Below are 15070 nucleotides of genomic sequence, written 5' to 3' on the forward strand. Positions count from 1 at the left end.
CACGTGTAAGCCTTAGTGAGGAGTGTCGTTACTATTAGAGGTTTTATCTTACGACAAGTTCACTCTACTAAGTGTAAGAATTTAGTAATAATTATGACTAAATTCGAACCATACCCACAAGATGAAAAACGGTAAAGTTTAGTCGATAATATTTGACGAATAAATCAACAATCAAGCTGTTGATTTATTCAGCATTGCGATCAAAGTGGCGTATTTTAGGCTGAGAATGCTGGTAGTTAGCTGAATTGAATGAAGATAAGGATGGCGAGAAAATAAAAAAGACCGCAATTGAGCGGCCTTTGTATATTGATAAAAAAGTTGAATTACATCACTTTTTGTTTTTCTTCAATGAGTCGATCAACGACGGTTGGATCAGCAAGGGTTGAAGTATCACCTAAGGTTGAGGTATCTCCAGTTGCTATCTTACGAAGAATTCGGCGCATGATCTTACCTGAACGGGTCTTCGGTAATGCATCTGTCCAGTGTAAGAAGTCTGGTGTAGCGATAGGACCGATTTCCTTACGTACCCAGTTTTTCACTTCTTTATGCAGTTCTGCACTTGGGATTTCACCATCGTTTAGGGTGATATAGGCGTAAATTGCTTGGCCCTTTATCTCATGTGGTACACCCACAATCGCCGCTTCTGCAATCTTATCGAAAGCAACGAGTGCAGATTCAATTTCAGCCGTCCCCATACGGTGACCTGAAATATTTAATACGTCATCGACACGACCTGTGATCCAGTAATAACCGTCTTCATCACGACGTGCGCCGTCACCGGTGAAGTACATGCCTTTAAAGGTAGAGAAATAGGTTTGTTCAAAACGTTCGTGATCGCCCCAAAGCGTACGCATTTGACCTGGCCATGAATCGGTCATGACTAAGTTACCGTCAGTCGCGCCTTCAAGGATATTACCGACGTTATCAACCAGTGCTGGTTGTACACCAAAGAATGGACGGGTTGCAGAGCCTGGTTTTAGTGCGGTAGCACCCGGTAGTGGGGTAATTAAGATCCCGCCTGTTTCTGTTTGCCACCATGTATCCACGATTGGGCAACGTTTGTCGCCAATTGTACGGTGATACCATTCCCATGCTTCAGGGTTAATGGGTTCGCCGACAGAGCCCATGATACGCAATGATGAACGGTTAGTACCTTGAATTGCTTCATCGCCTTTTGCCATCAGAGCACGAATCGCGGTCGGTGCTGTGTATAAAATGCTGACTTGGTGCTTATCCACCACTTCGCTCATGCGACTGGTTGATGGGTAGGTTGGCACGCCTTCAAATAATACCGTGGTTGCGCCATTAGCTAGAGGTCCGTATACCAAGTAACTGTGACCTGTGATCCAACCCACATCAGCAGTACACCAGTACACATCACCTTCTTGGTAATCAAATACATATTTAAACGTCATCGTGGCGTAAACCAGATAGCCACCTGTAGTGTGAAGTACACCTTTAGGCTTACCTGTTGAGCCTGACGTATAAAGAATAAACAGAGGATCTTCAGCGTTCATTGGCTCAGGAGCACAGTGAGCCGAAGCCACTGCTGTTGCTTCATGCCACCATACATCGCGATCATCATTCCAAGCAACTTCACCGCCTGTACGTTTAAAGACAACCACTTTTTCAACCGTCGTTACTTCAGGGTTGACTAGCGCGTCATCGACATTTTTCTTAAGGGGAACGGCACGACCACCACGTACGCCTTCATCAGCAGTCACAACTACTTTTGCATTTGAATCGATAATACGTCCAGCCAAGGCTTCCGGAGAGAAACCGCCAAAGACGATAGTGTGCACCGCACCAATACGGGTACAAGCGAGCATTGCAATTGCCGCTTCGGCAACCATTGGCATGTAAAGACACACTACGTCACCTTTACGTACACCTTGGCTCTTCAGGGCGTTAGCAAACTGACAGACTTCTTGATGTAATTCATTGTAGGTTAGGGTGGCGTCATCATTAGGATCATCACCTTCCCAAATAATTGCTGCTTGATCGCCTTTGGTCGCGAGGTGGCGGTCAATACAGTTAGCAGAGACATTAAGCTCACCGTCTTCAAACCATTTAATGCTGACGTGGCCGGTATCAAATGAGGTGTTTTTAACTTTAGTAAATGGTGTCATCCAATCAACGATTTGGCCATGTTCACGCCAAAAACCTTCAGGGTTAATCACTGATTGCTGATACATCTCACGGTATTGCTCTTCATTGATATGAGCTGTTTTTGCGATGGTCTCATTGACCGGATAAACGTGAACCTCACTCATCCTATTCTCCTTGAGTTCTTATACTTTATGCGCCCTGCATCCTTAGCCGATGTAATAAGGGTGAGCAAACTGACTTTTTATAGTTGTTTTGTGCTGCGTATACGTTGTGCCATTTTTTGTGTGTCTACAATTAGACTTTAGGATGAGAGAGCTGGATCAAAGGGCGTAAATGCAAGTTACATGGATTTTTCATGACAATTTGTAGATGAATATAGGAACTTGAGTGATAGCGTGAGGCGAATAAAAATTAAAAGGAGATCTCCGTCGCACTATTAGGGTAATTATGTGTTATTAGTGGGGTTAAATTGCGGACTGACATTAGTTTGAGAAGAAAACTACGTCATAATATGTTGCTTTTTTATTCACCACATTATGCGAGATCACTATGTTTACACGTTCGCCCTACAGCTGGAGCTCACAATACTTGTGGGGCTTCTTCTTCTCTTACGGTGTTTACCTGCCATTTTGGGCTATTTGGTTTAAGCATATTGGAGTGGATGATTCTGATATTGGGTTGCTGTTGGGCTTAGGTTTTGCCGTTCGTTGTTTAGCTAATTTAGTCTTAACCCCGCGTATCCATAAAGTAGAGCATCTTATCCCTGCTTTACGAGGTTTTACTCTGCTCGGTCTGCTTGCTTGTATTCTTTATATTGTCGGTGGTGGGGGATTATGGGTACTTGCTGCTGTCACTATCTTATTTAATTTATCAGCAGGGCCTATCGTGCCAATTTCTGATGCTATCGTGAACCATTATGCAAAAGATGGGCATCTTGATTATGGTCGCACCCGTTTATGGGGATCGATTGCCTTTATTGCGGGTTCAACGGTAGTAGGGATGCTGGCTAATCACTATGGTGCCGATATCATTCCGTGGGTGGCATTATCAGGTTTAGCTTTCTCACAATTAATGGCGGCAAGAAACCCTGCGATTATGCCATTCGATGAAGGGAGCTCTGAGCAAGTTCGCCCTGCATTGTGGGGGATTCTACGTAATGGTGCGGTGATTAAGTTGATTGTGATTGCTTCTTTATTGCAAGGTAGTCATGCTGCTTATTATGGTTTTAGCTCTATCTATTGGCAGAAAATTGGTTTTAGTGAATCAATGATTGGTTACCTATGGAGCTTCAGTGTTGCTGCAGAAGTGATGGTATTTCTGGTTAGTAAGCACTTATTTTCTGGCTGGTCGGTAAATAATATGTTTCGCTTAGCAGCATTCGGTGTCTTGGTGCGTTGGGGATTAACCGCCACTTTGACAGAGCAGTGGCTGATGTTCCCCGTTCAAGCTTTACATGGCGTAACTTTTGCTGCAGCTCACTTAGCGGCGATTCGCTATATTCAACAACAGCCGAGTAACCATTCTGTCGCGCTGCAATCGTTATACAACGCGATTCCGTTGGGAGCAGTAATGGCAGTATTAACATCGATGAGTGGTTGGATGTATGGTAATTGGGGGGCTAATGTGTTTTGGATCATGGCCGCGATGGCTTTTCCGGTGTTCTTTATTCGTTTAACGCCTTCTCAACAGATCGCGGCGACCGACTATCAAACCAGTAAAGCATAGTGATTACTAACTTCTATTCTAAAGCGCAGTCTTGATGGCTGCGCTTTTTTATTGCGATAAAGAAAAGAGAAGGCTCACTATCTTACTGAGAGAACTGTGATCAGACAGGATTGAGTAAGCTGTGACAACTTAGTTACAGTGGTGAATCAGTTTTAAAAGGATGATGTGTGATGGTACAGGGATGGATTGTTATAACCGTATCACTGGTATATCTCGGCGTACTGTTCGCGATTGCATGGTATGGCGATAAAAAAAGCCAATGGTTAGCAGGGTGGCGACCGTGGATATATAGTTTATCCATTGCGGTGTATTGTACCTCGTGGAGTTTTTTTGGCACGGTGGGACAAGCTAGCCGTGAGCTGTGGTCTTTCCTCCCCATTTATCTCGCGCCAATTATCGTATTTACTTTAGGCTGGAAAGTCTTAGCTCGGCTGATCTTTATTGCTAAGCGAGAACACATTACTTCAATAGCGGATTTCATCGCAGCCCGTTACGGAAAATCGCAAGGTTTAGCCATGCTCGTCACCGTGATCGCGGTGATAGGTATTTTGCCTTATATCGCGTTGCAGTTGCGTGGCATTACGCTGGGGCTTGAACAGATCACGCCGAATTTAGGCGAGATATTTAATCAAGAAGGGTTAGATACTGCGTGGATAGTGTCCGGTGTATTAGCATTATTTTCTATTTTGTTTGGTACTCGGCATATTGATTCCACCGAGCACCACCGCGGTATGATGATGGCGATAGCGTTTGAGTCATTGATCAAGCTTGCAGCGTTTCTCGCGGTTGGCATTTTCGCGCTGAGTTTATTTCAAACCGCTCCTCAGCTTAATGCGCTAAGTTTGCAATCACTTACTTACACGTCACCTAATATTGGTAGTTTATTTATTCATATGCTACTTACCATGGCGGCAATTATCTGTTTGCCACGTCAATTTCATACCATTGTGGTGGAAAACCATAGCCAAGCTGATTTACATAAAGCGCGTTGGATCTTTCCTTGTTACCTGTTCTTAATGGGGATTTTTGTTATTCCCCTTGCTTTGATTGGCCAGCAATTACTACCGAATGTTTCAGCAGATACTTACGTAATTAATTTACCGTTACAGCAAGGTGCGAACGGTATTGCGCTGCTCGCTTTTATTGGGGGGGCCTCCGCGGCGACAGGGATGGTGATTGTTTCAACCATCGCTTTGGCAATCATGGTATCGAATGATTTAGTGATGCCCTTAATGTTACGTCGAGTACGCATTGGGCCGCGTAATTTTTCAGCTTTTTCTGGCTTATTATTAAATGTCCGTCGGGTGTTAATTGCGGTGTTATTACTTGCAGCATGGGGCTTTTATCATGTGCTAGATAACGTTCATTCACTGTCGGCGATAGGTTTATTGTCATTTGCTGCGATTGCACAATTTGCTCCAGCGTTGCTTGGCGGTATTTACTGGCGCTTTGGTAATAAAAAAGGGGTGTATACCGGTTTAGTTGGTGGGATGACGATTTGGCTTATTACCATGATGAGTCAAACCAGTATGTTGGCAGGGGATGCGGGCAGTAATGTTTTACTGTGGTTATTAAGTCCACCACAACTGCCTATTTTACGAAGCTTGACTTCTGTTGATTGGGGCATGTTGTTGAGTTTATGCGTCAATGTCAGTTTGTTTGTCGGGGTTTCATTAATAACACGGTCGTCACTCACTGAGCGTTTACAAGCGGCTTCTTTTGTTGGTGCTTCTCCTGCAGAAACGGAAGATGGAAGCTTATATCAAACCCGTGTGACGGTCGCTGAATTAGAAATGTTGGCTTCTCGTTTTGTTGGCCGTAAACGCGTTCGCCATGCATTTGCTCAGTTTGCCGAGCAGCAAGGTAATCGCTTAGAGCCTCAGCAACAAGCTTCTGCCAGTATGATCCGCCATACCGAAAGAGTATTGGCTGGCGTTTTTGGTGCCTCTTCAGCAAGGTTAGTGCTTACTTCTGCCTTGCAAGGAAGAAACATGCAATTAGAAGAAGTCGCAACGATTGTTGATGAAGCTTCTGAGTTGTTTGACTTTAGCCGAGGGTTATTACAAGGAGCGATTGAGCATATTAGCCAAGGTATCGCTGTGGTTGATAAACAGCTTCGGCTGGTGGCGTGGAACCAACGGTATTTAGAGCTGTTTTCTTTTCCTCCCGGTTTGATCCAAGTTGGTCGCCCTATTACTGATGTGATTCGGTATAACGCTGAGCAAGGATTATGTGGCCCCGGCGATCCTGAAGCACATGTAGCTAAACGAGTTGAGCATTTACAGCGGGGAACGGCACATACGTCATCGCGAATTCGGCCTGATGGACAAGTGATAGAAGTACAAGGTAATCCAATGCCTGGTGGTGGTTTTGTGATGAGTTTTAGTGATATTACCGCGTTTCGTCAGGTTGAAATGGCATTAAAAGAAGCCAATGAAAACCTTGAAGCGCGAGTTAAAGAGCGGACCCAACAGCTTGAACAATTGAATCATCAATTAATGATAGCCACTCAGCAAGCGGAGCAACAAGCGCAATCCAAAAGTCGCTTTTTAGCGGCGGTGAGTCATGATTTGATGCAACCGCTCAATGCTGCGCGCCTTTTTTCATCTTCGTTAACTGAAGTTGCTGAGGGCAAAGAAAGTGCGCGTTTAGCCACTCATATCGAAAGTGCATTAGGCGCAGCAGAAGATCTGATTGGAGATCTGTTGGATGTTTCTCGTTTAGAAGCAGGTAAATTACAAACACATATTGTGCCGTTTAAAGTCAGTGATGTGCTTAATACATTATCGGCTGAATTTGGTGCTTTAGCGCAACAACAAGCGATCACCTTTGATGTGGTATGCAGTGATGCGGTGATCATCTCAGATGCCAAGCTCTTACGCCGTGCTTTGCAAAATTTCTTAACCAATGCTTTTCGTTATAACCCTAGCGGTAAAGTGTTGTTAGGTGTGAGGCGTCGAGGCCTGCGTTTGCAGATTGAGGTTTGGGACAATGGACCGGGGATCCCGATAGAAAAGCAGACCAATATCTTTGATGAATTTACCCGTATAGAACAAACAGGGAGCGAGCATGGCTTGGGATTAGGGCTGGCGATTGCGCGTGGGATCTCACGGGTATTGGATCACCCATTAGATTTACGCTCATGGCAGGGAAAAGGCACAGTCTTTTCGTTATCAGTACCATTAGGTAATGCGTCTATGCTAGCTGCTTGTACGCAGGTATCCACAACTGAGATCAAAGCGCCATTAGCTGGGCTGAAAGTGCTGTGTGTCGATAATGAAAATGACATTTTATTAGGAATGGAAACCTTACTCACTCGCTGGGGTTGTGAGGTTAAATTAGCTGAAAATCTTGATGAAGCTATGTGTGCTCTCGAACAACAGTGGCAACCCGATGTTATCTTTAGTGATTACCATTTATCCCATCAACAAACAGGATTAGAAGTATTGCTGCAATGCCGTTCAAGGTTAGGTGATAGTTTTAAAGGGGTGGTGATTAGCGCAGATAGAATGACCGAAAATCAGGCCGCGATCCGAGGCCATGGTTTTGGATTTATCAGTAAACCAGTTAAGCCATTAAAGCTTCGCGCGGTACTGAATCAATGTTTGCCTGTAGAAGCATAATGTGAATTAGTACAAAGAAAAAGGCGGAGTCCAATGGACTCCGCAAAAGCTAGGGAAGTATAGCTAAGGAGAAGTGAGGTATTGCTTAGTGATCTTGGGCAGCGCCAGAGCCTTGAGGGAAGCGGATAGATTCCACCATCTCTTGGACATCATCAGGTACTTCGGCAGTAAACTTATTCACCACAATCGCGACAACAAAGTTTAGACACATACCAAGCGTACCGATCCCTTCTGGGCTAATACCAAAGAACCAGTTGTCAGGTGTACTTGCTGCAGGGTTAATAAATTTGAAGTAAATAATGTAAGCTGCAGTGAAAGTAATACCCGAAATCATGCCTGCTATCGCCCCTGATTTATTCATCTTCTTATAGAAGATCCCAAGAATAATGGCTGGGAAGAAAGACGCGGCGGCTAAGCCGAATGAGAAAGCAACTACTTGAGCAACAAAGCCAGGTGGATTAATTCCTAAGTAGCCCGCACCCACAATCGCTACGGCGGCACCAATACGGGCGGCGAGTAACTCTTGTTTGTCGGTCATGTTCGGTTTCAAGCCTTTTTTCAGTAAATCATGTGAAATAGAGGTGGATATCACCAGTAGTAACCCTGCAGCGGTTGATAGTGCGGCAGCTAAACCACCGGCGGCAAGCAGTGCGACAACCCAGTTAGGTAACTTAGCTAGTTCAGGGCTGGCTAATACAATGATGTCACGGTTGATCTTCATTTCATTACGATCATCGCCAGAGTAGAACATCTTGCCGTCATTATTTTTATCTTCCCACGCGACAAGGCCCGTTTTTTCCCAGTTTTTCACCCAACTAGGTGCTTGCTCGGCAGGAACCCCTTTCATGTCTGGGCCATTGATCGTATCAATCATATTGACACGGGCAAATGCGGCAACAGCTGGTGCGGTAGTGTATAAAATGGCAATAAAGACTAATGCCCAGCCCGCTGATACGCGTGCATCTTTTACTTTTGGTACAGTGAAGAAACGGATAATTACGTGAGGTAGACCTGCAGTACCCACCATAAGAGCGGCACAGATGAAGAACACATCGACCATACTTTTTGAACCATCGGTGTAAGCGGTGAAGCCAAGTTCAGTGGTTAAACCATCAAGCTTTTCAAGTAGATACGTTTCAGAACCATTGACCGTTGATCCCAAACCAAATTGTGGAATAGGGGATCCTGTCATCATTAAAGAAGTAAAAATAGCGGGAACCATGAAGGCAAAAATTAACACACAATATTGCGCGACTTGGGTATAGGTGATCCCTTTCATACCACCCATTACTGCGTAGAAGAAGACGATCCCCATACCGATAATGATCCCCATGTTGATATCCACTTCTAAGAAACGAGCGAATACCACCCCGACTCCACGCATTTGGCCTGCTACATAAGTGAATGAAACAAAAATGGCACAGAACACAGCCACCATGCGGGCAGTTTTAGAGTAATAACGATCGCCGATAAAATCAGGTACCGTAAATTTACCGAATTTACGTAAGTAAGGTGCCAGACATAGCGCTAATAATACGTAGCCGCCAGTCCAACCCATTAAGTAGACGCCACCATCGTAACCAATGAATGAGATGATCCCTGCCATTGAAATAAATGAGGCGGCTGACATCCAGTCTGCAGCTGTTGCCATGCCGTTAGCGACAGGGTGGACACCACCGCCAGCAACATAGAACTCACTGGTTGATCCTGCACGAGCCCAAATCGCAATACCGATATAAATGGCGAATGTAATGCCGACGAGAATAAAGGTCCAAGTTTGAATATCCATGTGACGCTTCCTTAATCTTCCTGAACGTTGAATTTACGATCGAGTGCATTCATGCGATTAACATAAACAAAGATCAGAATGACAAAGGTATAAATCGCCCCTTGCTGCGAGAACCAAAAACCTAACTTAAAACCACCAATTTGAATGGTATTGAGGGCATCAACAAATAAGATCCCTGCGCCATACGAAACACCAAACCAGATTGCGAGTAGCGATCCCATGATACTGAGATTTTCTTTCCAATAGGCTTGTGCTTGCTCCTTGGATGCGAACGCCATTGTTATCTCCTTCACAATTTCAAATACGATATTTGTTGTTAATAAATTGTTACGAAAGAAACAATAGCAATGAAAGTAGGTTCTATCTGTGCAACTTTAGTCGAGGGTAAAAAAGCAAAAACGCCCTTATGAGGGCGTTTTTGTGAGCGGTAAATCGCTTTTTATAATGAAGACGGCAATTATGATTAGCCAAAAGTCTAAGTTAATAGGTAGAAATCTTTTATACCCATTAAAAGATTATTGACGGCAACAGCGGCCAATATTAATCCCATGACACGGCTGATGATCGCCGCGCCTACATTACCAATGTATTGTTGGATTTTATTGGCGCCAAGTAAGAGTAATAAGGTAATCAGTAATACCGATATCATCACCAGTGTCGTAATGATTTGTTCACTGATGGCGTAGCGATTGTTATCTGTCAGCATCACGATAGCCATCATGGCGCCAGGAGATGCAATGGAGGGAATAGCAAGTGGGTAGACAGCTAAGCTGCCCAACTCTGAATGAGCGACTTCTTCTTTGCTCATTTTACATTCTTGATCGACTTTACCCTCACCAAAAATCATGGTTAAGGCAAAAAGTAGTAGAACGAGCCCGCCAGCGGCTTGAAAAGCGGGCAATGGAATTTGCATCGCTTCTAATAGTACCTGACCGACAATAACAAAAAATAATAATACACCTGTTGCAATAGCAACGGCTTTTAAAGCAACAATACGCTGTTGCTGTGCAGTTAATTGTTGGGTTTGAGAAAGGTAAACCGGGACTGAACCGATAGGATCAATCACAGCCCAAATAAGAACAAATTGAGTCACTAAGGCAGTAAGCAAACGACCCTCCATAAGCTAAGGCAATGAAATAGTGTGAGTAGCCGCTTACGAGTGTATCAAAATATTCAATTGTGATGGTTAGTCACATTTTATTTAAGGCATGATAACGTAACAAAATATTATCAGACCGATAGTGAAAGGGGCGTTATAGATCCAGCTGTTGCAACAATATAACGGCTTGGGTTCTATTTTTGACTTCAAGCTTGCGAAATATCGCGGTCATGTGTGCTTTGATTGTTGCTTCAGAAACAGTTAGCTCGTAAGCAATCTGTTTGTTGAGCAAGCCATCTGACAACATGCCTAATACTTTATATTGCTGTGGCGTTAGGGTGGCAATTTTATCTGCTAGATCTCGATAAGCGTTATTGTTATCTGCGATGTCTTCAGGAAAAAAAGGTTCACCATCGAGGACTTGATTCAGTGCAGAGATCAACGCACGCATATCACTAGATTTTGGAATAAAGCCAAATGCACCATGACTATGAACCTGACGAATGACTTTTTCTTCTTCACTGGCAGAGATCACAACAGTCGGTAGTTCTGGGTATTGTTGACGAAGTTGGATTAATCCAGACATGCCATTTGCACCAGGCATTTTGAGATCGAGTAACAGCAAATCGACATCAGGCTCTTTTTCTAACAACGCAAATAAAGAATCAAGGGAGTCTGCCTCGAGCAGGTTCGCACCGCTAATCGCCATATGGACCGATTGAAACAGGGCATTACGAAACAGAGGATGATCATCGGCAATAACGATAGTGTGCTGAGCTTCCATGGCAGTACTTTTCTTATTATTAATAAACTAACGCTAACACTTCACTGATCACTGCGCAATTTTCATACCATAAAGATCTGAAGTTGATCCTTAATCATTCACTTTAGTTGTAACTCAACACTTCTATTTTGTTAAATGTGACTGTTTTTCTGCAAATAGTTACTGGAGATGCAGTGCTTGTTGGTGCAGGTGTTCACTAAATTTACTGGCATCCATAAACCCTGTTACTCGGGCTTTCGTTGCTTGGTTACCGTTATTATCCCAGAACAATAATGTTGGGAAACCTATGACATTTAGCTGTTGCATCAACGCTAGATCTTGTGGGGTATTAGCGGTCACATTCGCTTCGAGTAAGGTGTATTTCTGTAATTGCATCGCCACGGATGGTGAAGGGAAGACTTCTTTTTTGTAGGTAATACAAGGCGCACACCAATCAGCGGTTACGTCCAGCAATACCGGTTTATGTTGGCTTGCTGCGTCTGCTAACGCTAGATCTAAATCATCAATAGATTGAATAGAGATAAAAGTAGTGGTCGAAATGAGCTGAGCTTGGCGTTCTAAATGTTTAATCGTGGTAAAGAGGAAAATAGAGCACAGACCAATAATGATCCCAAGTCCAATGCTATATAACCCTTTATATGGGATAGGGTGGCGGCAGATAAACCAGAGTGTTCCGCAAGATAACAGGATACATATAATCGTTATCGCCATGATAATCGGGTAATTAGTTAATAACATCATAGTGATAACTCTTATCTTTGGGGATGTTATTAGCTTAGCAAGAATTTCATCAATTTGTGTAAATGGATGTCAAAGTTAAGACAAAAAAAGATTGCTCGAGAGCAATCTTTTTTAAAATTGGAATGTGTATTTGGTATTACAGCAAGAAGCCGCCAACAGCAAAACCAAGTGCTACGGAAGTCGCTATCGTAACGACACCAGGGATAAAGAATGGGTGGTTAAATACAAGGTTACCAATACGGGTGGAACCTGTGTCATCCATTTCAACGGCTGCCAATAGGGTTGGGTAAGTAGGCAGAACGAACAATGCACTCACTGCTGCAAATGAAGCAATCATAGTTAGCGGTGCGACGCCAATCGCCAATGCTGCTGGCATCAGTGCAACAGTTGTTGCGCCCTGAGAGTAAAGTAGCATTGATGCAAAGAATAATACCAGTGATAGCATCCATGGGTATTCACCTAATAGAGAACCAGCAACTTCCTTGATACCATCAACGTGGGCGTTAACAAATGTTGAACCTAACCATGCCACACCTAATACACAGATACAGGCAGTCATACCTGAACGGAACGTCGGCGCAGAAGCAATTTTTGATGCGTCAATCTTACATAACCAAACGGTAGCTGCAGCTGCTGTTAGCATTACCGACATGATTGCTTCGTTACGACCTAGAGTTGGGTTGTCAATTAAGCCAATAGAGTGCGAAATAGCAGCGGCGTAGCAAACGACAAAGATAATCGCGACTAAAAAGATGTAAGTTGCCCGTTTTGCTTGAGGTTTAATTTCGCGACGGCTTGTATTATCAGCCGTTACTAGACCTTTTGCTAGGCGTTCTTGATAAATAGGATCATCTTTTAGCTCACACCCCATAAAATTGGCAACAAAAGCGCCAACCATACAAGCAATGAATGTTGTAGGGATACAGATTGCCAGTAGTGTTACGTAGCTTACGCCGATAGGTTCTAAAATACCGGAGAAAGCAACAACGGCCGCAGATATTGGGGATGCAGTAATTGCAATTTGTGAGGCAATAACGGCAATAGAAAGAGGGCGAGATGGGCGAATACCTTGGCCTTTAGCCACTTCTGCAATAACCGGTAAGGTTGAAAATGCGGTATGTCCAGTACCTGCCATTACCGTCATTAAGTAGGTCACGATTGGCGCATAGAAAGTAATGCGCTTTGGATTTTTACGCAGAAAATCTTCTGCAAGTTGTACCAGCCAGTCCATACCGCCCGCGACTTGCATGGCGGCAATGGCAGTGATCACTGACATAATGATTAAGATAACATCGACAGGGATAAATGATTGGCTGGTAGGCACACCTAACACTAGCGATAAAACAATAACGCCTGCACCACCGGCGAAACCAATCCCGATCCCACCAATCCTTGCCCCTAAAAAGATAAAGGCAAGGACAACAAAGAGCTCTATTCCAATCATAGAATTTTTCCTGTTTAAAAGTTTAAAAAATAGAAGTTAAAAATAAAAAGTTTGAGGTAAAAACAAAAAATTTCGCAAAAAAAAGCGGATCCTCTAGTGAAAATCCGCTGTATTACTCAGGTACCGCTACGCTTAGTTATAGCGCTGTGCCTTGTATTGAGGGTGCATTAAGTTTTCGATGGAGAAGATATCATCTAATTGCTCTTCCGTCAGCAAGCCGCGCTCTAGCACCACTTCACGGACGCTCTTACCGGTTTCAGCACAGATTTTACCTACGATATCGCCTTCATGGTGACCAATGAATGGGTTTAAGTAAGTCACGATACCGATAGAGTTAAACACGTAGCTCTCACAGACATCTTGATTGACTGTGATGCCTTCGATACATTTCTCACGTAAATTAACACACGCATTTTTAAGCAAGCTGATTGATTCAAACAACGCTTGGCCAATCACAGGCTCCATGACGTTAAGTTGAAGCTGACCTGCTTCTGCTGCAAAAGTAATGGTTGTATCGTTACCAATTACTTTAAAGCAAACTTGGTTAACCACTTCTGGGATAACAGGGTTTACTTTTGCAGGCATGATAGATGAGCCTGCTTGCATTTCAGGAAGGTTGATTTCGTTCAAACCTGCACGAGGACCAGAAGACAGTAGACGTAGATCGTTACAGATCTTAGAGAGTTTCACCGCAGTACGTTTTAGCGCGCCGTGAACCATAACATAAGCGCCACAGTCAGATGTTGCTTCGATCAAGTCTTCTGCTGGGGTAACAGGTAGGCCTGTAATTTCAGCTAGACGTTGAACCGCTAGGTGTTGGTAACCTGTCGCTGCATTCAAACCAGTACCGATAGCCGTCGCACCTAGGTTGACTTCAAGCAGTAGCTGCGCGGTGTAATGCAGGTTTTTGATTTCTTCTTTTAACAACACACTATAAGCATGGAATTCTTGGCCTACCGTCATTGGTACAGCGTCTTGTAGCTGAGTACGGCCCATTTTTAAGATGCTAGCAAATTCCGTTGCTTTCACATCGAAGGCTGTCTTTAGGTACTCTAATGCTTCTAGCATGTTAATGATGCTGTTATATACCGCAACGCGGAAACCAGTAGGGTAAGCACAGTTAGTCGATTGTGACTTGTTTACGTGATCGTTCGGGTTAATGATGTCATATTCACCTTTCTTTTTGCCCATAAGCTCAAGAGCAAGGTTTGCAATCACTTCATTGGTGTTCATGTTGACAGATGTGCCAGCGCCGCCTTGGTATACATCAGAAGGGAATTGATCCATACAACGGCCTGTTTCTAAAATAAGATCACAAGCTTGCTCGATGTAGTTACCGACTTCTGAAGGGATCGCACCCAGTTCTTTGTTCGCCATCGCTGCAGCTTTTTTGGTGAAAACCATGCCGCGAACAAACTCAGGTACGTCTGAGATGGTGGTATTAGAGATATTAAAGTTTTCGATTGCACGTAGAGTGTGAATACCCCAATACGCGTCTGCTGGAACGTGACGCTCACCAAGAAGATCTTCTTCGATTCGAGTTGCAACATTCAGTGCTGCTTCGTTATTTTTTTCAAGATCAATCATCTGAGACATAATATAGCCCTTTGGGAATCTTTTAATAAAATCAATGATTAAGCCAACTGTCTAAGCAAAGGGTCCGTTTTGCTAAGTTGAAGCAAGATGATCGTACCTGACATCTTAATTGATGCTGATGATACTCCCCTGATTGGCTAAAAACATAATCCAGATCACT

Annotated in this window: 10 protein-coding genes; 2 read left to right on the forward strand and 8 right to left on the reverse strand. The window is 43.7% G+C overall.

Annotated elements, in window-relative coordinates; translation table 11 throughout:
• Nucleotides 1–323 precede the first annotated feature (323 nt).
• Nucleotides 324–2273: an acetate--CoA ligase gene (gene acs / locus C9J42_RS18860; RefSeq protein ID WP_107207969.1), complete on the reverse strand. Its 1950-nt coding sequence runs from the start codon at nucleotides 2271–2273 to the stop codon at nucleotides 324–326.
• 385 nt (nucleotides 2274–2658) lie between these two features.
• Between acs and C9J42_RS18865 the strand changes: the two genes are divergently transcribed.
• Entirely contained in the window at nucleotides 2659–3834 is a 1176-nt protein-coding gene (locus C9J42_RS18865; protein WP_107302234.1) for a 3-phenylpropionate MFS transporter, read from the forward strand.
• 170 nt (nucleotides 3835–4004) lie between these two features.
• Nucleotides 4005–7457, forward strand: coding sequence for a PAS domain-containing hybrid sensor histidine kinase/response regulator (locus C9J42_RS18870; protein WP_107302235.1), 3453 nt, complete (start codon nucleotides 4005–4007; stop codon nucleotides 7455–7457).
• An 85-nt stretch (nucleotides 7458–7542) separates the two neighbouring features.
• Here C9J42_RS18870 and C9J42_RS18875 read toward each other — a convergent pair whose 3' ends face one another.
• The 7 genes from C9J42_RS18875 to aspA form a co-directional block, all read right to left on the reverse strand.
• Nucleotides 7543–9246, reverse strand: coding sequence for a sodium:solute symporter family protein (locus C9J42_RS18875; protein WP_107207972.1), 1704 nt, complete (start codon nucleotides 9244–9246; stop codon nucleotides 7543–7545).
• Nucleotides 9247–9257: 11 nt separating this feature from the next.
• Nucleotides 9258–9524: a DUF4212 domain-containing protein gene (locus C9J42_RS18880; RefSeq protein WP_005372635.1), complete on the reverse strand. Its 267-nt coding sequence runs from the start codon at nucleotides 9522–9524 to the stop codon at nucleotides 9258–9260.
• A gap of 197 nt (nucleotides 9525–9721) precedes the next feature.
• Nucleotides 9722–10354 (reverse strand): MarC family protein, encoded by a 633-nt coding sequence (locus C9J42_RS18885; protein WP_107207973.1) that lies wholly within the window; start codon nucleotides 10352–10354, stop codon nucleotides 9722–9724.
• 145 nt (nucleotides 10355–10499) lie between these two features.
• Entirely contained in the window at nucleotides 10500–11129 is a 630-nt protein-coding gene (locus C9J42_RS18890; RefSeq protein WP_005372631.1) for a response regulator transcription factor, read from the reverse strand.
• 159 nt (nucleotides 11130–11288) lie between these two features.
• Nucleotides 11289–11870: a thioredoxin fold domain-containing protein gene (locus C9J42_RS18895; RefSeq protein WP_107207974.1), complete on the reverse strand. Its 582-nt coding sequence runs from the start codon at nucleotides 11868–11870 to the stop codon at nucleotides 11289–11291.
• 136 nt (nucleotides 11871–12006) lie between these two features.
• Entirely contained in the window at nucleotides 12007–13314 is a 1308-nt protein-coding gene (locus C9J42_RS18900; protein ID WP_107247318.1) for an anaerobic C4-dicarboxylate transporter, read from the reverse strand.
• 132 nt (nucleotides 13315–13446) lie between these two features.
• Entirely contained in the window at nucleotides 13447–14910 is a 1464-nt protein-coding gene (gene aspA / locus C9J42_RS18905) for an aspartate ammonia-lyase (RefSeq protein ID WP_107207976.1), read from the reverse strand.
• Nucleotides 14911–15070 lie beyond the last annotated feature (160 nt).

This window comes from Photobacterium sp. GB-56, assembly GCF_003026105.1.
Lineage (GTDB): Bacteria > Pseudomonadota > Gammaproteobacteria > Enterobacterales > Vibrionaceae > Photobacterium.

Coding starts and splice junctions, on each gene's coding strand:
- acs (WP_107207969.1), bottom strand. CDS start 2,273: ATGAGTGAGGTTCACGTTTATCCGGTCAATGAGACCATCGCAAAAACA.
- C9J42_RS18865 (WP_107302234.1), top strand. CDS start 2,659: ATGTTTACACGTTCGCCCTACAGCTGGAGCTCACAATACTTGTGGGGC.
- C9J42_RS18870 (WP_107302235.1), top strand. CDS start 4,005: ATGGTACAGGGATGGATTGTTATAACCGTATCACTGGTATATCTCGGC.
- C9J42_RS18875 (WP_107207972.1), bottom strand. CDS start 9,246: ATGGATATTCAAACTTGGACCTTTATTCTCGTCGGCATTACATTCGCC.
- C9J42_RS18880 (WP_005372635.1), bottom strand. CDS start 9,524: ATGGCGTTCGCATCCAAGGAGCAAGCACAAGCCTATTGGAAAGAAAAT.
- C9J42_RS18890 (WP_005372631.1), bottom strand. CDS start 11,129: ATGGAAGCTCAGCACACTATCGTTATTGCCGATGATCATCCTCTGTTT.
- C9J42_RS18895 (WP_107207974.1), bottom strand. CDS start 11,870: ATGATGTTATTAACTAATTACCCGATTATCATGGCGATAACGATTATA.
- C9J42_RS18900 (WP_107247318.1), bottom strand. CDS start 13,314: ATGATTGGAATAGAGCTCTTTGTTGTCCTTGCCTTTATCTTTTTAGGG.
- aspA (WP_107207976.1), bottom strand. CDS start 14,910: ATGTCTCAGATGATTGATCTTGAAAAAAATAACGAAGCAGCACTGAAT.